We start from the raw sequence: 17,548 nt of genomic DNA, 5'->3' as shown, positions 1-17,548 counted from the left end.
CGGATGGTAGTTGCCGCGGAACCATGCCACACCGGTTTGGCGCTGTATCAATCAGCGACCGCACGGCTCTGACTGACGAACGTCGCCTCAGGGGGAGGACCCGCCATGGCACCACAGCGATTCCACGAGCAGTTCGACCAGATCCAGCGCTCCATGCCCGACGTCCCCCTCGCGATGGGACCGGACGACTCCGCCGAGTTCATCTACGAGAAGGGCTACGTGCTGGTCCGTGACGGCGAGGACGCCCGCCTCGTCGAGGACACCGTGCGGGCGCACTTCACCGCCGACCCCGACCTGGTGCAGGACAACGTGCGCCGCGCGAGCCCGCAGACCAACCGCTCGGGCATCACCCGCATCCGGGTCGGTGACCCCGGCGAGGGCGACCGGGAGGGCGACCGCCCCGTCGCGCATGCCCTGCGCGCCCTGCGGGACACCGAGGGCCGGGCCGGACGCCGGCTGGTCAGCCGCAACCACCTGGTGTCGATCGCGGTCAACTCCTGCCCCGGTGACGAACCCGTGCCCGTCACCGAGCCCGGCGGACTCAACCCGGCGGCGGCCGACGGCACCCACGACGCGGACAGCGCCGTCGGCGTCCTGGTCATCGACACCGGGCTCATGCACGACTTCCGGTCCTCCGCGCTGCTCGCCCACACCGACGGCGACGCGCAGGTCAAGGAGTGCGACGACGACGGAGTCCTCCAGCAGTACGTCGGCCACGGCACGTTCATCGCCGGACTCGTCGCCGCCGTCGCGCCCAACACGAACATCACGGTCCGCAACTCCCTGAACGACGCGGGCGCCATCCTGGAGTCCGAGTTCGGCGAGAAGCTCTTCGAGGCCGTCGACGCGGGCGGCTGGCCCGACATCCTCAGCCTCTCCGCCGGCACCTCCAACGGCCGCACCGACGGCCTGCTGGGCGTCGAGGCCTTCATGCGGGAGTTGCGCGAACAGCGCACCCTGCTCGTCGCCGCGGCCGGCAACAACGGCAGCGCCACGCCGTTCTGGCCCGCCGCCTACGCCGACCTGCCCGACTACCAGGACGTCGTGCTGTCGGTCGGAGCGCTGCGCGCCGACGGCGAGTTCGGCGCCTGCTTCAGCAACCACGGCGGCTGGGTGAAGGCGTACGCGCCCGGCGAGCGGCTCACCAGCGTCCTGACGGGCTTCGACGCGCCCATGCCGTACGTCTACCAGCACTCCACCTACGACGCCTGCCGCTACGGCTTCGGCTACACCTGCACCTGTGTGTCCCCGCGCCACACCGGCGTGTTGAGCGAGCAGGGCGGCACCACCGAGCCCGACCAGGTGATGTTCGAGGGATTCGCGCACTGGAGCGGCACCTCGTTCGCCACTCCGCTCGTCGCCGGCATGATCGCCGCCCACATGACCGCACAGCAGGAGAGCGACCCGCGTGTCGCCCGGTACAAGATGCTCGCGGCGAACTCCGGGTACGCGGAGGTGCGGGGGGCGCATGTACCGGCACTTCGCCCCCCGACCTGGCGCCCTGTCCCCGTCGTACCTCCGGCTCCTCGGTCATGAGGGTCGGAACCGTCCCCTCCGCGGCGTACGATGACTTGCCGTACACGAGGGGTGGGACAGTGGACCGAGCAGATGTCGGTGCGTTGGTCCAGTCCGCCGTCGACGGTGATGCGGCGGCCTGGAAGGCGCTCGTTGAGGGGCTGAGCCCACTGGTGTGGTCGGTCGTGCGCGCGCACCGGCTTGGGGACGCCGACGCCCATGAGGTCTATCAGACCGTGTGGTTCCGCTTCGCCCAGCATCTCGGGCGCATCCGTGAACCCGAGAAGGCCGGGTCCTGGCTCGCGAGCACCGCGCGGCACGAGTGCCTGAAGGTGCTCAAGAGCTTAAGGCGACTGACCGTGACGAACGATCCGCAGCTGCTCGACCGGGTCAGCGAGGACCGTACGCCCGAACAGTCGCTCCTGGACTCGGAGGAGGCCGCCGCGGAGTCGGAGCGCATCCGCTGGATGTGGCAGGAGTTCGAGGAACTCGGCGACCGCTGCCGCCAGTTGCTGCGTGTGCTGATGGCCTCGCCGCCGCCCAGCTACCAGGAGGTGTCCGCCGCACTGGGCATCGCCGTGGGCAGCATCGGGCCGCTGCGCCAGCGCTGTCTGCGCCGACTTCGGGCCCGACTCGACGCACGGGGAGCGCTGTGAACGACGACATGCACGACGAAGTGACGGGCGGGTCGGGCGAAGAGCCCCTCGGCGACGACGGGTTCGACATCGAGCTGCTGGAGGAGGAGCTCCGGCAGGCCGCCGCCATCCTGGACCCCGTGCCGGCGCAGCTGCGGCAGATGGCCGTCGAGGCGTTCGCGCTGCACGATCTGGACGCCCGTATCGCCGAGTTGACGTTCGACTCGGTGGTGGACGCCATTCCGGTCAGGGGAGCGACGGACGTGCCGCGGATGCTGACCTTCCGCGCGGGCGAGGTGACCGTCGACGTGGAGGTGACCGCGCAGGGGCTGATGGGGCAGGTGCTGCCCCCGCAGCAGGCGCGGATCGAGGTGCTCTGCGGTCCGCAGTCGGCCACGCCGGTCGTGGCCGACGCCATGGGCCGCTTCACCAGCGACGCCCCGCCGAACGGCCCCTTCGCCCTGCGGCTGCGCACCGGCGGCGAGGTCGTGGTCACGGAGTGGCTGCGCGCCTGACCCATCGGGTCAGCGTGAAGCGACGTCCACCAGCGCGGCCAGGGCATCCGTGAGCCGGGCGAGTCCGGGATGAACCGGACCGCCCGGCTCCGCCATGTACGTGTCCCGGCGGATCTCGATCATCAGGGCACCGACGCGCGGTTCGCTGCCGTAGAACTCCAGCGGGACGTAGGTGCCGCTGAACGGGCTGTCCAGCCCCGTCTCCCCGCACGGTGCGAACGCCTCCCGGGCCGCGGCGAGCAGCTCGGGCGGCGTGTGGAAGGAGTCGGTGCCCAGGCAGACCGGCGGGCGCGGGCCCTCGCCGTGCAGTTCGTAGGGGAGCGACGCGGTGGGATAGGAGTGCACGTCGATGATCACGGCCCGTCCCGTGGCGGCCAGTCGCTGAGTGACGGCGTCGGTCATCGCCAGGGCGTACGGCTCGAAGTAGCGCGAGACCAACGGCGCGGGGTCGAAGTCGTCGGGCCGCAGCGCCTCCCGATGGGTGGTTCGCGTGTATACGGCGCCCATCCCGACGGCGAGCATCTCCTCCCGCTCGTCCGGGAACCGCTCGGGGTCGACGACCAGCCGGGACAGCCGGTTCACGAACCGCCACGGGGTGACCTCCGACGCCCCGGCAGCCTCCTCCGCGAGCCGCGCGGTGTGCGCGTCGACGATGTGGTCCAACTCCCGCTCCAGCGCGGAGTCGCCCAACACGATCCCCGCGCGCACCTCCGGCGGTATCTCCCGCGCCGAGTGCGGCACATGCAGGATCACCGGCGATTCCTCGGCCCCGGGGAGCAACTCGAACGACGGCAGGGCAGAGGTCATGGGGGCTGCTCCGGGGGCGTTGTCAGTGGGGTGGTGCACCATCACAGCATGAACATCAGCAACCAGCAGGTGGCCGCCCACTCGTTCCTGCGCATGCTGTACAAGGACGACTACTACCCCGACCACGTGGTGGACCAGGGCAAGGCGATCCTGCTGCGGTTGTGCGAGCGCATCGAGGCCGAGCGGCCCGCCGACCTGGCCGCGCTGTACACGCTCACGCAGGCGTCCACCGACGAGTTCAACGTCCTTCAGGACGCGTTCTGGGCCGCCGGGAGCGAGCTCGAGACCGTCGCGCGCGAGGAGATAGGCGAGGAGTTCTGGTTCGTGGCCCAGGCCTACGGCTTCGCGGATGCGGATGCGGAGGAACTGATCGCTACGAGGGACTGGTGAGGTAGGTCGGAGCGCAGACGGCTCCGCCCCGGCGGGCGGGTGCCTGCCGGGGCGGAGACTTCAGGGCCGTAGGGCCGGGACCTCGGGCGAGGAACCGCGGGCCACGGGCGTCAGCTCAGGGAAGCCAGCGCCTCGTTCCAGGTGGCCGACGGGCGCATGACCGCGGCGGCCTTGGCCGGGTCGGGCTGGTAGTAGCCGCCGATCTCGGCCGGCTTGCCCTGGACGGCGTTCAGCTCGTCGACGATCTTCTGCTCGTTGGCGGTGAGCGTCTCGGCGAGCGGGGCGAAGGCCTTCGCCAGGTCCGCGTCGTCGGTCTGCTTGGCCAGCTCCTGCGCCCAGTACAGGGACAGGAAGAAGTGGCTGCCGCGGTTGTCGATGCCGCCGACGCGACGGGTCGGGGACTTGTCCTCGTTGAGGAAGGTCGCCGTGGCGCGGTCGAGGGTGTCGGCGAGGACCTTGGCCTTGGCGTTGCCGGTGGCGGTCGCGTACTGCTCCAGAGAGGGGACCAGCGCGAAGAACTCGCCCAGCGAGTCCCAGCGAAGGTAGTTCTCCTTGACCAGCTGCTGGACGTGCTTCGGCGCGGAGCCGCCGGCGCCCGTCTCGAACAGGCCGCCGCCCGCCATCAGCGGGACGACCGACAGCATCTTGGCGCTGGTGCCCAGCTCCAGGATCGGGAACAGGTCGGTGAGGTAGTCACGCAGGACGTTGCCCGTCACCGAGATCGTGTTCTCGCCGCGGCGGATGCGCTCCACCGACAGCTTGGTCGCCTCGACCGGGGCGAGGATGCGGATGTCCAGACCCTCGGTGTCGTGCTCCGGCAGGTACGCGTTGATCTTGGCGATCAGGTTGGCGTCGTGCGCGCGGGTCTCGTCCAGCCAGAAGACGGCCGGGTCGCCGGTGGCGCGGGCGCGGGTGACGGCGAGCTTCACCCAGTCCTTGATCGGCGCGTCCTTGGTCTGGCAGGCGCGGAAGATGTCGCCCTCGGCGACCGGCTGCTCGATGACGGCGTTGCCGGCCTGGTCGACCAGCCGGACCGTGCCGGCGGCCGCGATCTCGAAGGTCTTGTCGTGCGAGCCGTACTCCTCGGCCTTCTGCGCCATGAGGCCGACGTTCGGGACCGAGCCCATGGTCGACGGGTCGTAGGCGCCGTTGGCGCGGCAGTCGTCGATCGCGACCTGGTAGACACCGGCGTACGACGAGTCCGGCAGGACCGCGAGGGTGTCGGCCTCCTGGCCGTCCGGGCCCCACATGTGGCCGGAGGTGCGGATCATGGCCGGCATCGAGGCGTCGACGATCACGTCGGACGGCACGTGCAGGTTGGTGATGCCCTTGTCGGAGTCGACCATGGCCAGCGCCGGGCCCTCGGCGATCTCGGCCTCGAAGGACGCCTTGATCTCGGCGCCGTTCGGCAGCGCGTCCAGGCCCTTGAGGATGCCGCCCAGACCGTCGTTCGGGGACAGACCGGCGGCGGCGAGCGTCTCGCCGTACTTCTCGAAGGTCTTCGGGAAGAAGGCGCGCACCACGTGACCGAAGACGATCGGGTCGGAGACCTTCATCATCGTGGCCTTGAGGTGCACGGAGAACAGGACGTCCTCGGCCTTGGCCCTGGCGACCTGCGCGGTCAGGAACTCGCGCAGCGCGGCGACCCGCATCACGGAGGCGTCGACGACCTCACCGGCGAGGACCGGTACCGACTCGCGCAGCACGGTCGTGGTGCCGTCCTCGGCGATGAGCTCGATCCGCAGCGAGCCCGCCTCGGAGATCACGACGGACTTCTCGGTGGAGCGGAAGTCGTTCTCGCCCATGGTCGCCACGTTCGTCTTGGACTCGGGGGTCCAGGCGCCCATGCGGTGCGGGTGGCTCTTGGCGTAGTTCTTGACCGAGGCGGGGGCGCGGCGGTCGGAGTTGCCCTCACGCAGGACCGGGTTCACGGCGGAGCCCTTGACCTTGTCGTAGCGGGCCTGGATGTCCCGCTCCTCGTCGGTCTTCGGGTCGTCCGGGTAGTTCGGCAGCGCGTAGCCCTGGCCCTGGAGCTCGGCGACGGCGGCCTTGAGCTGCGGGATCGACGCCGAGATGTTCGGCAGCTTGATGATGTTGGCCGCGGGCGTCTTGGCGAGCTCACCGAGCTCGGCGAGGGCGTCCGGGATGCGCTGGTCCTCGGTCAGGTACTCCGGGAACACCGCGATGATGCGGCCGGCCAGCGAGATGTCACGCGTCTTCACGTCGACACCCGCCTGCGAGGCGTACGCCTGGACCACCGGCAGGAAGGAATACGTCGCCAGGGCCGGGGCCTCGTCAGTGTGCGTATAGATGATGGTCGAGTCAGTCACCGGGTGCTCCGCTCCACGTCTGCAACATTGCTCGACATCAAGATATCTCGTGATCGACCTCGGCTCGACAGGGGTCCGCACAGTGGTGCGGGATGTGTGCCGACATCTTGGATCCCCGCAAACGGAGGTGCCGCTTCCGTGCAACCTGATCGCCTGCTCCCACAGTCATGTAGGGAGATCACCGATCCGGCGGCCGGCCCTGACCATCCGGCCGCCCGAGCGAAAGCGGACCATGAGATATCGCACCCGAGTGACGGCCCCCGCGGCCGCCCTGATCGGCACGGCGGCGGCCCTGACCGCCGCCTCCTCCGCCCACGCGACGCCGGCACCGACGGGGACGTCGCCGGCCGCCAAGACCTCCGGCACCCCGGGCCTCGAGACCCTCGGCGACCCGGTCTTCCCGGACCTCGGCAACGACGGCTACCGCGTCACCTCCTACCACCTCGACTTCGCCTACGACGCCACGACGCGGCTGGTCGACGCCACCGCGACCCTGAAGATCTGCACCACCCAGGCGCTGACCCGCCTCTCCCTCGACGCCCTCGGCCTCGACATCCGGGCCGTCCGCGTCGGCGGCCGGACGGCGACGTTCGAGCAGGTGGACGAGAAGCTGCGCATCACGCCGGCACGGACCCTCCCGGCGAAGGCCTGGGTCACCGTGCGCGTGGAGTACTCGGCGGACCCGCGCCGCGACCTGGCGCACACCGGCTGGGTCGACACGCCGGACGGGTTCGCGGTCTGCTGCCAGCCGAACTCGGCGCACACCGTCTTCCCCTGCAACGACCACCCGTCCGACAAGGCCGACTTCTCCTTCCGCCTCACCGTCCCCAGCGGCCTGCGCGGTGTCGCGACCGGCCTCCTCGTGCGCACCGAGACCCTTAGCGGCGACCGTACGGCGTACACGTACCGCTCACGCGAGCCGATGGCCACGGAGCTGGTGCAGATCACCGTCGGCGACTACGTGGTGAAGGACCGGCAGGGCCCGCACGGGCTCCCGCTGCGGGACGTCGTCCCCACCGCACGGGCCGCGGCGCTCGAACCGGCGCTCGCGCTGACGCCGGGCATCGTGGAATGGCTGGAGGCGCGCCTCGGCGCCTACCCCTTCGAGACGTACGGGCTGCTGCCCTGCAACTCCGACGACCCGAACGCCTTCGACTTCACGGGCCTGGAGACCCAGACGCTGACGATCTACAAGCCGAACTTCCTGCTCCAGGAGGAGAAGAAGATCGGCTCGCACATGATGCACGAGCTGGTCCACTCCTACTTCGGCAACAGCGTCAGCCCCGCCACCTGGGCCGACCTGTGGATCAACGAGGGCCACGCCGACTTCTACGGGCTGCTCTACCGCTACGAGCGCGGCTGGGCCGACTCCCTGGGTCTCACCACCATGGAGGCCCGGATGAAGGACACCTACGCGCGCGGCGACCAGTGGCGCCACGACTCGGGGCCGGTCGCGGCGCCGAACGCGGTCAACCTCTTCGACAGCCAGCGCTACCTGGGCGGCGTCCTGGTCCTGTACGCGCTGCGCAACCTCGTCGGCGAGGCGGCCTTCAACGCATTGGAGCGCGCCTTCCTCGCCCGGTACCGCAACTCCTCGGCGACGACGGAGGACTACATAGCCGTCGCCTCGGAGGTCTCGGGGCAGGATGTGTCCGGATTCCTGCGGGACTGGCTGTACGGCACGAAGACGCCGCGGATGCCGGGGCATCCGGACTGGACGGTCACCCCGGTGAAGACCTCGCTCGTCGCGCCGCACAGCCTGCGGGGCGGCCACTACCACGACAACTCGGCCACCCTGTAGGGATGTTCGCCCGGCTCAGTCGAGGCGGACGGAGGTCACTTCGTCCGCCTCCTCGGGGCCGCGCTGCTGCGGTATCGCCAGCGCCCCCTGCTGGATCGCCACCGTCCGCGTGGGTGCCGGGATACGGATGCCCTCCTTGCGGTAGCGCTTGTGCAGGCGCTTGATGAACTCGTGCTTGATCCGGTACTGGTCGCTGAACTCGCCGACGCCCAGGATGACCGTGAAGCCGATCCGGGAGTCGCCGAAGGTGTGGAACCGGATGATCGGCTCGTGGTCCGGGAGGGCGCCCTCGACCTCGGTCATCACCTCGGCGATGACCTCGTTGGTCACCCGCTCGACATGGTCGAGGTCGCTGTCGTAGGCGACGCCGACCTGGAGCAGGATCGTCAACTCCTGCTCGGGGCGCATGAAGTTGGTCATGTTCGTCTTGGCGAGCTCCCCGTTGGGGATGACGATCAGGTTGTTGGAGAGGGCGCGCACGGTCGTCTGGCGCCAGTTGATGTCCTCGACGTAGCCCTCCTCGCCGCTGCTCAGCCGGATGTAGTCGCCGGGCTGGACGGTCTTGGAGGCGAGGATGTGGATGCCCGCGAAGAGGTTGGCGAGCGTGTCCTGCAGGGCGAGCGCGACCGCCAGACCGCCGACGCCCAGGGCGGTGAGCAGCGGCGCTATGGAGATGCCCAGGGTCTGCAGCACCACCAGGAAGCCGATGGCCAGGATCAGGATCCGGGTGATGTTGACGAAGATCGTGGCGGAGCCGGCGACACCGGGGCGGGACTGGGTGACCGTCCGCATCAGCCCGGCGATCCCGCGGGCCACCGCCAGTGTCACGACGAAGATGAGCAGCACGGTCAGGCACTGGTTGACGTTGTGCTGCACCGTCCGGGTCAGCGGCAGCGCCGCTCCGGCGGAGGCCGCGCCGCCGAGGAACGCCGCCCACGGTACGACCGTCCGCAGCGTGTCCACGATGAGGTCGTCACCGCTCCAGCGCGTGCGGTCGGCGTGCTTGCCCAGCCAGCGCAGCAGCATCCGCAGCAGGAAGGCCGCCAGCAGGCCCGCCGCCAGCGCGATCCCGGCGAAGACCAGGTCGTCCACTGTGAGCGCCCGGTTCACCGGTCACCTCCGGGGAGAAAAGCGGCGGCGAACCCCTTCGCCGACGGCCGGATGTGAAGTCTCGTCACGTTGTCACCTGCTCGATTCCGCGATGTGCCGTCGCGCCGGCCACCCCATCCCCCGTGACCGGCGCGAGGGCTCATCCTGCCGTATCGGGTACACGTGTTCGTACCGGGACCGTCGGGCGGACAGCCTCTTCGGCCACTTTCGGGCATTCTCCCTCGGACTCGCACCCCTCCGAGGGGTGAACGACCGCCCGCCGAGGCGCGCTTGATGCGTGAGCGCCGCACGTGGGTCGCGCACCGGCGCGCGCACCGGCGGCCGAACAGGGCCCGCCTGCCTGTGTGCGTCGCCCGTCGCCTCAGAGGTCCCGGAACGACCCGTGCCGCCCCGCACCGGAAGCGAACCGGGCCGCGCCGTCCAGGCTCTCCGCCAGCACGCCCATGCCGTGCCGGAGTTCACCCCGCATCGCGGCCGCCTCGTCCAGCCCCTCCTGGTCGAGCACGGACGCCCGGTCGGCGCGCAGGCAGCCCTGCGGGAACCGTGCGATCACGGCGGCCAGCTTCTCCGCCTCGGCGCGGGCGCGTCCGGTCGGCACGACGCGGTTGGCGAGCCCCATGTCGTAGGCCTCGCGTGCCTCGACCGGCCGCCCGGTCAGGATCATGTCCAGCGCGCGGCCGGTGCCGATCAGCCGGGGCAGCCGTACCGTGCCGCCGTCGATCAGCGGAACGCCCCAGCGGCGGCAGAACACCCCGAAGACGGCGTCCTCCTCGGCCACCCGCAGATCGCACCACAGCGCCAGCTCCAGGCCTCCGGCCACGGCGTGTCCGGCGATCGCCGCGATCACCGGCTTCGACAGCCGCAGCCGGGTCGGCCCCATCGGGCCGTCACCGTCCTCGGTGACCTGGTTGCCCCGCTCGCTGCCGAGCGCCTTGAGGTCGGCACCCGCGCAGAACGCGCCGCCCTCGCCCCACAGCACCGCGACCCGCGCCTCGTCGTCGGCCTCGAACTCCCGGAACGCGGCGGCGAGTTCGGCGGCGGTCGGACCGTCGACCGCGTTGCGGACCTCGGGGCGGGAGAGGACGACGGTGGTGACGGGGCCCTGGCGCTCGACGCGGACCGGCATGGCGGGGTCCTTTCCGTGGGTCGGACCCCGAACGTTACTGATCGGTCAGGCGACCTTCCATCGCGACTGATGGGTCAGATGACCTTCCATCGCACCAGAGCCCCCAGCGTCAACGCCCCCGGCAGCAGCGGCAGCCACACCGTGATGATCCGGTACGCCAGCACCACCGCCGTGGCCACCGCGACCGGGCCGCCCGCCGCCACCAGGGCCACGATCAGCGCGGCCTCGACGGAGCCGAGGCCACCCGGCGTGGGCACGAGGGCGACGGCGACGGTCGCCGCCAGATACGCGAGCGCCATGTGGGCCGGCGGCACATCCAGCCCCAGCGCGAGCCCGACCAGGACCAGCCCGGACGCCTGGAGCGCCGGAAAGGCCAGCGAACCGCCCCACAGGGCCAACGCCCGGGAGGGGCGGGTGTGCACCGAGCGGGCCTCGCCCAGCGCGGTGCGCAGGAACGACGTCACGGCGGCGCGCAGCCGTCGTACGAGTGCGAAGACGGCCACGACCAGGACGGCCACCGCGCCGATGATCAGCAGCAGCGGGCCCCAGGCGCCCTCGGGAAGGAGGGGCCCGAGTTGCAGCGCGTGCGGGAAGGCGATGAGGAGCGCGGTCAGCAGACCGACCCGGGCCACGCTCTCCGCGAGCAGATACAGCGCCAGCGCGGCCGAGGAGCGGGCGAGCGGCAGCCCGCACACCGTCATGAAGCGCAGGTTGACCGCGCTCGCGCCGAGCCCCGTGGGCAGCAGGTGGTTGGCCGAGCCCGCCGCGAACTGCGTGACGAGCAGCTGCAGCTTGGGCAGCCGGTCGACCACGGCACCCTGCCGGGTCACCGCCGCCGCCACCCAGGTGAGGCAGGTGGCGCAGGCCGCGGCGAGCAGCCAGGGCCACTTGGCCGTCGCCAGATGGCCGATGCCCTCGGCGAGCACGGCCCGGTGCTGCACCGCGACCACGACGACGAGGACGAGCGGAAGCAGGACCAGTATCTGGCGGAGCGGGACACGTCGGAGCAGGCGTCCCAGGGAGAGTCGTACCGCTGTCACATTCGGAGAGGTTCTCCGCGTTGCGACAACGGCGGGTTGCGGCAGCGGAGACGGGGCCTTACGGACCGGCTGCGGACGACTGTCGATCTTCGCGAAGCCGGTGATATCACCCTCGCTGCCGCTAGTGTTGACCTCAACAATGCTTGAGGTTCTACGGTCCCTCTCATGAGTATGGAGACCACAGCCTGGACGCAGCTCCAGAGCGTCATGAACGCCGACCAGGAGCGCCGCCCCTTCGCTCGTGCGACGCTGCGCCGCATCGGCGCGTTCGCCCGCCCGCACCGCCGCCGGATCGCGCTCTTCGTCGTGCTCGGGGTGATGACCGCGCTGCTCGCCGTCGCGACCCCCGTACTGGCCGGACGCGTCGTCGACGCGATCGTGACGGGCGGCGACGAGAGCACCGTCGTCCGCCTCGCCCTGCTGATCGCCCTGATCGCGGTCGCCGAGGCGGCCCTCGGGGTCCTCGCCAGGCGCCTGTCGGCGACCCTCGGCGAGGGTCTCATCCTCGATCTGCGGACGGCTGTGTTCGATCATGTGCAGCGCATGCCGGTCGCGTTCTTCACACGCACACGTACGGGAGCGCTGGTCTCCCGTCTCAACAACGACGTGATCGGCGCCCAGCGCGCCTTCAGCAACACCCTGTCCGGAGTGGTCAGCAACCTCGTCACGCTGCTGCTCACCCTCGCCGTCATGCTCACCCTGTCCTGGCAGATCACCCTGCTGTCCCTCGTCCTGCTCCCGGTGTTCGTGATCCCGGCCCGGCGCATGGGCCACCGCATGGCCGGCATGCAGCGGGAGGCCGCCGCGCTCAACGCCGCGATGGGCACTCGTATGACCGAGCGCTTCTCGGCCCCCGGCGCCACGCTGATCAAGCTGTTCGGGCGCCCGGGGCAGGAGTCGGAGGAGTTCGCGGCGCGCGCCCGCCGTGTGGCGGACATCGGCGTACGGACGGCGACCGCCCAGTCGGTGTTCATCACCGCGCTCACCCTGGTGTCCGCGCTCGCCCTCGCCCTGGTCTACGGCCTCGGCGGCTGGTTCGCGCTGCGCGGCACGCTGGAGCCGGGCGCGGTCGTCTCGCTGGCGCTGCTGCTGACCCGTATGTACGCGCCGCTCACCGCGCTCGCGGGTGCCCGCGTCGAGGTCATGAGTGCCCTGGTCAGCTTCGAGCGCGTCTTCGAGGTGCTGGACCTCAAGCCGCTCATCGAGGAGAAGCCGGACCCGCGGCGGGTCTCCGAGGGCCCGGTGTCGGTCGAGTTCGAGAACGTCCGCTTCGGCTACCCCTCCGCCGACAAGGTCTCCCTCGCCTCCCTGGAGGAGGTGGCGACCCTCGACACACGCGGCGGCACCGAGGTGCTGCACGGCATCTCCTTCCGCGCCGAACCCGGCCAGACGGTCGCGCTCGTCGGCTCGTCCGGCGCGGGCAAGTCGACCGTCGCCCAACTCCTCCCGCGGCTCTACGACGTCGACGAGGGCGCCGTACGCGTGGGCGGCGTCGACGTCCGCGAGCTGAGCGCCGAGTCCCTGCGGGCCACCCTCGGCATGGTCACCCAGGACGGCCACCTCTTCCACGACACCGTCCGCGCCAACCTGCTGCTGGCCCGCCCCACCGCCACCGACGCCGAACTCTGGGACGCCCTGGGCCGCTCCCGCCTCGACGATCTCGTACGATCCCTGCCCGACGGCCTCGACACCGTGGTCGGCGAGCGCGGCTACCGGCTCTCCGGCGGCGAGCGCCAGCGGATGACCATCGCCCGGCTGCTGCTGGCCCGTCAGCGCGTCGTCATCCTCGACGAGGCCACCGCCCACCTCGACAACACCTCGGAGGCCGCAGTCCAGGAGGCGCTCACCGAGGCGCTGGAGGGCAGGACGGCGGTCGTCATCGCCCACCGGCTGTCCACCGTGCGGGCGGCGGACCAGATCCTGGTGGTCGAGGCAGGCCGGATCGTGGAACGCGGCACGCACGAGGAGTTGCTGGCGGCAGGGGGACGTTACGCCGAGCTGTACCGGACACAGTTCCAGCAGCCGGATTTGGCCAAGGTCGGTGACCGTAGCCATCAGGAACACACAAACATCGACAACATCATTGCTTCACAGGTGTTCACAACCTAGTGTGCGTTCGGTTTCCCAACAGCACCGCACATGATCTGACGCTCCCTCAATGCCGTGCAGCGCCGCACCGTTGTCCCGAGGAAGGCCACCGTCGATGCCGCTCTCTCCCGTGCCCCCCACCGGCCCGTCCCGCTCGCCGGGTGCGCCGGTCAGCCGCCGCCGTCTGCTGGAGGGAGGAGCCGCCCTGCTCGGGGCGCTCGCCGTCTCCGGGTCCACCGCCCCGGTGCACGCGGCCGACGGGGCCGGGGCGGCGGCCGGCACCCCGGAGTGGAACGGCAACATCGACGTCTTCCGGATCGGCACCCAGCCGCCGCACACCACTCTCATGCCGTACGCGGACGTCAGACAGGCGCTGGACGCCGACCGCACCCGTTCGCCGTACCGGATCGGCCTCGACGGCAAGTGGAAGTTCGCCTACGCCGACCGGCCCGACGACCGGGACGTCGACTTCCACCGCACCGACGTCGACGACAGCGACTGGGACACCATCCCGGTCCCCTCCGTCTGGCAGATGCACGGCTACGACCGCCCGATCTTCGTCAACATCACCTACCCCTGGTGGGGGCCCAACGGCCTCGGCGAGGAGGCCCAGCCCCCGGCCGCGCCCACCCGCTTCAACCCGGTCGGGCAGTACCGGCGCACCTTCACGGTGCCGCGCGGCTGGTCGGGGCGGCGCACCTTCCTGCACTTCGAGGGGGTCAAGTCCGCGCACTACGTGTGGATCAACGGGGAGTTGGTGGGGTACGCGGAGGACTCCTTCACCCCCGCCGAGTACGACATCACCCCGCACCTCAAGCCCGGCACCAACCAGATCGCCGTCGAGGTCTACCGCTTCTCCGACGGCGACTGGCTGGAGGACCAGGACATGATCCGGCTGAGCGGCATCTTCCGCTCGGTCTACCTCTACTCCACGCCCGAAGTCCGCCTGCGCGACTTCAAGTTGGACACCCCGCTCAGCGACGACTACACGGCCGCCGAACTGTCCGTCACCGCGAGCGTGCGCTCGTACGGCGGCGCGGGCGAGGGCGGCTACTCCGTCGAGACGCAGCTGTACGACTCCCGCGGCCACGCCGTCTGGCCCCGGCCGCTCCAGCAGGCCGTCGACCTCGCGTCCGCCCCCGCCGGCGAGGACGTGACCGTCCACGCGAGCAGAGCCGTGCCCGAGCCGAAGCTGTGGTCGGCCGAGCACCCGAACCTCTACACCGCCGTGCTGCGGCTGCGCGACCCGGCCGGGAAGGTCATCGAGACCCTCTCGCACCGCGTCGGCCTGCGCGAGTTCGCGCTCAAGGACGGCCTGATGCGGATCAACGGGCAGCCCGTGTCCTTCCGCGGCGCCAACCGGCACGAGATGCACCCCGACAGCGGCATGGCACTCACCCGCGCGCACATGGTCACGGACATCGAGATCATCAAGCGGATGAACATGAACTCCGTCCGCACCTCGCACTACCCCAACAACCCGATCTGGTACGAACTCGCGGACGAGTACGGCCTCTACCTCGTCGACGAGACCAACCTGGAGACCCACGGCATCCGCGGCGAGTACCCCGGCAACCACGCCGACTGGACCAAGGCCTGCGTGGCCCGGGCCCAGAGCATGGTCCACCGCGACAAGAACCACGCCTCGGTGGTCATCTGGTCCCTCGGCAACGAGGCCGGCGGCGGCAGCACCTTCGTCGCCATGCGCGACTGGATCAAGTCCTACGACACGACACGGGTCGTCCAGTACGAGGGCGACGACCGGCCGACCATCAGCGACATCCGGTCGGAGATGTACGACAGCCCGTCCCGCGTCGAGCAGCGCGCCAAGGACACGGCCGACACCCGGCCGTACGTCATGATCGAGTATGCGCACGCGATGGGGAACTCGAACGGCAACCTCAAGAAGTACTGGGACCTCGTCCGCGGCCACGACGTCCTCCAGGGCGGCTGGATCTGGGACTTCGTCGACCAGTCACTGAGCTGGCCCGTGCCCGTCCGTAAGTTCCTCACCGAAGCCGGACCGGGCGGCCTGCGCGGCGAGGTCCTCACCGCGAGCGGCACCTTCGACCGTGCCAAGGGTGTCTTTGGCGCCACCGTCTTCCCTCGCGACGAGCGCCTCGACCTCACGGGCTCGCTCACCCTGGAGGCCTGGGTCACCCCGCACTACACGGGCTACCACCAGCCGATCCTCGCCAAGGGCGACACCCAGTACTCCCTGAAGCAGTCCGACGACACCCTGGAGTTCTTCATCTACGGCGGCGGCCAGTGGATCACCGCCAACTGGGCCCTCCCGGCCGACTGGACCGGCAGCGAGCACCACATCGCCGGTGTCTTCGACGCGGACACCGGCACACTGACCCTCTACGTCGACGGCGCGGTGAAGGCCACCCGGACCACCACGCGCAGGCCCGCCTCCAACACCGCGCCCCTCGCCCTCGCCACCGACGTGGACAACACCACCCGGGAGTTCAGCGGCACGATCCGCCGGGCACGCGTGTACGCCCGCGCGCTGAGCGCCGCCGAACTCGGCTCCGACGGCCGCGGCCCCGCCGACGAGGGCGTGCGGTTCTGGTTCGACGCGGCCACCGTCGGCCTCACGGAGCAGCGGCCCCGCGCGAAGACGTTCTTCCCGTACGGCGGCGACTGGGGCGACAACCCCAACGACGGCACCTCCAACGCCGACGGCATCGTCACCGCCGACCGCCGCCACACCGGCAAGGCGGCCGAGATCAAGCAGATCTACCAGGCGGTGAACGCGGCACCGGCCTCCGGCGACGCACTGACCGCCGACGCGGCCATCACCCTCACCAACGAGTACCTGTTCACCAACCTCCGTGATTTCGACGGCCGTTGGGCGCTGGTCGCCGACGGCGAGGTGGTGCGGCGCGGCAGGCTGAGCCGCGCCCAGCTGGACGTCCCACCGCTCGGCAGCAAGGACATCACCGTGCCGGTGAAGCTGCCGGACGATCCGGCACCGGGGGCCGAGTACTTCCTCCAACTGTCCTTCACCACCAAGGAATCCACCCCCTGGGCGAAGGCCGGCTTCGAGGTGGCCAAGCAGCAGATCGCCGTCGACGCGGGCGGTCCGGCCGTGACACCGGCGCCGCTGGACAGCGTCCCGGCGCTGACGTTCGAGGACACCGCCGCGTCGGTGACCGTCACCGGCCAGGCCTTCTCCGTCACCGTCGAGAAGAAGAGCGGCGTCATTACCTCGTACCTGGCGTCCGGCAAGCGGCTCATCACCTCAGGGCCGGTGCCGAACTTCTGGCGGGCGCCCACCGAGAACGACCGCGGCAACGGCCAGCACACCCGCAACCAGACCTGGCGCGACGCGGGCACCAACCGCAAGGTGACGACCGTGGCGGTGCGCGCCCTGCGCGACAAGGCGGTCGAGATCAAGGTCGGCGGCACGCTGCCGACCTCCGTCGAGTCGACGTACACCACCACCTACACGGTGTTCGGCAACGGCGAGATCAAGGTCGACAACACCCTGCGTCCCGGAGCCGCGTCCCTCCCGTACATCCCGGAGGTCGGCACGCTGCTGTGCCTGCCCGCACGCTTCGACCGGCTGCGCTACTACGGCCGCGGGCCCGAGGAGAACTACGTAGACCGCAACGACGCCACCGACGTGGGCGTGTACTCCGGAACCGTCTCCGAGCAGTGGACGCCGTACATCCGCCCGCAGGAGAACGGCAACAAGACCGACGTCCGCTGGATCGCCCTCACCGACGCCACGGGCACCGGACTCCTCGTCTCCGGCGAACCCCTGCTGGAGGTCAACGCCTCCCACTTCACCCCGGAGGACCTGTCGTCCGGCGTCCGCCACGACTACCAGCTCTCCCCGCGCGACGAGGTCGTCCTGCGCGTGAACCACCGCCAGATGGGCCTGGGCGGCGACAACAGCTGGGGCGCCCACACGCACGACGAGTACAAGCTGTTCGCGAGCCGCGAGTACTCCTACACGTACCGGCTGCGTCCGCTGGCCGACGTGGACGAGGCGATGGGGGCGTCGCGGAGGCCTACGGCGGTGGAGTGATCCGCATGTGACATCAACGCTGGTGCGTCACGCTCACCCGCACGGTGAGCGTGCCCCGGTGCGGAAGAGACCGCCCACGACGCCCGCCGAAGGGCGCTCTTCCGGGGACTTGCGGGCAGCGCCTCGATGATCGGGCGCAGCGGACCGAGTTG

General features: G+C 70.6%; 12 protein-coding genes. 7 read left to right on the top strand and 5 right to left on the bottom strand.

The window, feature by feature from the left end:
- Positions 1 to 105: 105 nt before the first annotated feature.
- The 3 genes from BLU79_RS01195 to BLU79_RS01185 are packed head-to-tail and all read left to right on the top strand — an operon-like array spanning position 106 to position 2,665.
- Entirely contained in the window at positions 106 to 1,536 is a 1,431-nt protein-coding gene (locus BLU79_RS01195; RefSeq protein WP_093903656.1) for a S8/S53 family peptidase, read from the top strand.
- 59 nt (positions 1,537 to 1,595) lie between these two features.
- The gene (locus tag BLU79_RS01190) at positions 1,596 to 2,171 is read left to right on the top strand and encodes an RNA polymerase sigma factor (protein WP_093903655.1); all 576 of its coding nucleotides are present in this window, start codon (positions 1,596 to 1,598) and stop codon (positions 2,169 to 2,171) included.
- A gap of 8 nt (positions 2,172 to 2,179) precedes the next feature.
- Positions 2,180 to 2,665, top strand: coding sequence for a hypothetical protein (locus BLU79_RS01185; protein ID WP_177000849.1), 486 nt, complete (start codon positions 2,180 to 2,182; stop codon positions 2,663 to 2,665).
- 9 nt (positions 2,666 to 2,674) lie between these two features.
- On the opposite strand, the gene BLU79_RS01180 is transcribed toward BLU79_RS01185, so the two are convergent.
- Positions 2,675 to 3,472: an N-formylglutamate amidohydrolase gene (locus tag BLU79_RS01180; RefSeq protein ID WP_093903654.1), complete on the bottom strand. Its 798-nt coding sequence runs from the start codon at positions 3,470 to 3,472 to the stop codon at positions 2,675 to 2,677.
- 48 nt (positions 3,473 to 3,520) lie between these two features.
- Here BLU79_RS01180 and BLU79_RS01175 point away from each other — a divergent pair, with 48 nt between their 5' ends.
- The gene (locus BLU79_RS01175; RefSeq protein ID WP_093903653.1) at positions 3,521 to 3,862 is read left to right on the top strand and encodes a DUF5713 family protein; all 342 of its coding nucleotides are present in this window, start codon (positions 3,521 to 3,523) and stop codon (positions 3,860 to 3,862) included.
- 110 nt (positions 3,863 to 3,972) lie between these two features.
- Here BLU79_RS01175 and BLU79_RS01170 read toward each other — a convergent pair whose 3' ends face one another.
- Positions 3,973 to 6,192 carry an NADP-dependent isocitrate dehydrogenase gene (locus BLU79_RS01170; RefSeq protein ID WP_093903652.1) on the bottom strand — a complete coding sequence of 740 codons (2,220 nt, stop codon included), beginning with the start codon at positions 6,190 to 6,192 and terminating at the stop codon, positions 3,973 to 3,975.
- A 232-nt stretch (positions 6,193 to 6,424) separates the two neighbouring features.
- Between BLU79_RS01170 and BLU79_RS01165 the strand changes: the two genes are divergently transcribed.
- Positions 6,425 to 7,993 (top strand): M1 family metallopeptidase, encoded by a 1,569-nt coding sequence (locus tag BLU79_RS01165; protein WP_093903651.1) that lies wholly within the window; start codon positions 6,425 to 6,427, stop codon positions 7,991 to 7,993.
- Positions 7,994 to 8,008: 15 nt separating this feature from the next.
- Here the strand turns inward: BLU79_RS01165 and BLU79_RS01160 are convergent, their stop codons facing one another.
- From BLU79_RS01160 to BLU79_RS01150, 3 genes are all read right to left on the bottom strand, one after another.
- The gene (locus BLU79_RS01160) at positions 8,009 to 9,103 is read right to left on the bottom strand and encodes a mechanosensitive ion channel family protein (protein WP_093903650.1); all 1,095 of its coding nucleotides are present in this window, start codon (positions 9,101 to 9,103) and stop codon (positions 8,009 to 8,011) included.
- 361 nt (positions 9,104 to 9,464) lie between these two features.
- Positions 9,465 to 10,229: a crotonase/enoyl-CoA hydratase family protein gene (locus tag BLU79_RS01155; protein WP_093903649.1), complete on the bottom strand. Its 765-nt coding sequence runs from the start codon at positions 10,227 to 10,229 to the stop codon at positions 9,465 to 9,467.
- Positions 10,230 to 10,303: 74 nt separating this feature from the next.
- On the bottom strand, positions 10,304 to 11,269 hold the full coding sequence (locus tag BLU79_RS01150; protein ID WP_177000819.1) for a lysylphosphatidylglycerol synthase transmembrane domain-containing protein: 966 nt from the start codon (positions 11,267 to 11,269) through the stop codon (positions 10,304 to 10,306).
- A gap of 171 nt (positions 11,270 to 11,440) precedes the next feature.
- Between BLU79_RS01150 and BLU79_RS01145 the strand changes: the two genes are divergently transcribed.
- Positions 11,441 to 13,378 carry an ABC transporter ATP-binding protein gene (locus BLU79_RS01145; RefSeq protein ID WP_256333129.1) on the top strand — a complete coding sequence of 646 codons (1,938 nt, stop codon included), beginning with the start codon at positions 11,441 to 11,443 and terminating at the stop codon, positions 13,376 to 13,378.
- A 94-nt stretch (positions 13,379 to 13,472) separates the two neighbouring features.
- Positions 13,473 to 17,396: a glycoside hydrolase family 2 TIM barrel-domain containing protein gene (locus BLU79_RS01140; protein ID WP_093903648.1), complete on the top strand. Its 3,924-nt coding sequence runs from the start codon at positions 13,473 to 13,475 to the stop codon at positions 17,394 to 17,396.
- Positions 17,397 to 17,548: the final 152 nt, after the last annotated feature.

Source organism: Streptomyces sp. cf386 (assembly GCF_900103585.1).
Lineage (GTDB): Bacteria > Actinomycetota > Actinomycetes > Streptomycetales > Streptomycetaceae > Streptomyces.
Note: the sequence above shows the minus strand (reverse complement) of the source record. Positions and strands in the feature narration are given on the sequence as shown.

Coding starts and splice junctions, on each gene's coding strand:
- BLU79_RS01195 (WP_093903656.1), top strand. CDS start 106: ATGGCACCACAGCGATTCCACGAGCAGTTCGACCAGATCCAGCGCTCC.
- BLU79_RS01185 (WP_177000849.1), top strand. CDS start 2,180: ATGCACGACGAAGTGACGGGCGGGTCGGGCGAAGAGCCCCTCGGCGAC.
- BLU79_RS01180 (WP_093903654.1), bottom strand. CDS start 3,472: ATGACCTCTGCCCTGCCGTCGTTCGAGTTGCTCCCCGGGGCCGAGGAA.
- BLU79_RS01175 (WP_093903653.1), top strand. CDS start 3,521: ATGAACATCAGCAACCAGCAGGTGGCCGCCCACTCGTTCCTGCGCATG.
- BLU79_RS01165 (WP_093903651.1), top strand. CDS start 6,425: ATGAGATATCGCACCCGAGTGACGGCCCCCGCGGCCGCCCTGATCGGC.
- BLU79_RS01155 (WP_093903649.1), bottom strand. CDS start 10,229: ATGCCGGTCCGCGTCGAGCGCCAGGGCCCCGTCACCACCGTCGTCCTC.
- BLU79_RS01145 (WP_256333129.1), top strand. CDS start 11,441: ATGGAGACCACAGCCTGGACGCAGCTCCAGAGCGTCATGAACGCCGAC.
- BLU79_RS01140 (WP_093903648.1), top strand. CDS start 13,473: ATGCCGCTCTCTCCCGTGCCCCCCACCGGCCCGTCCCGCTCGCCGGGT.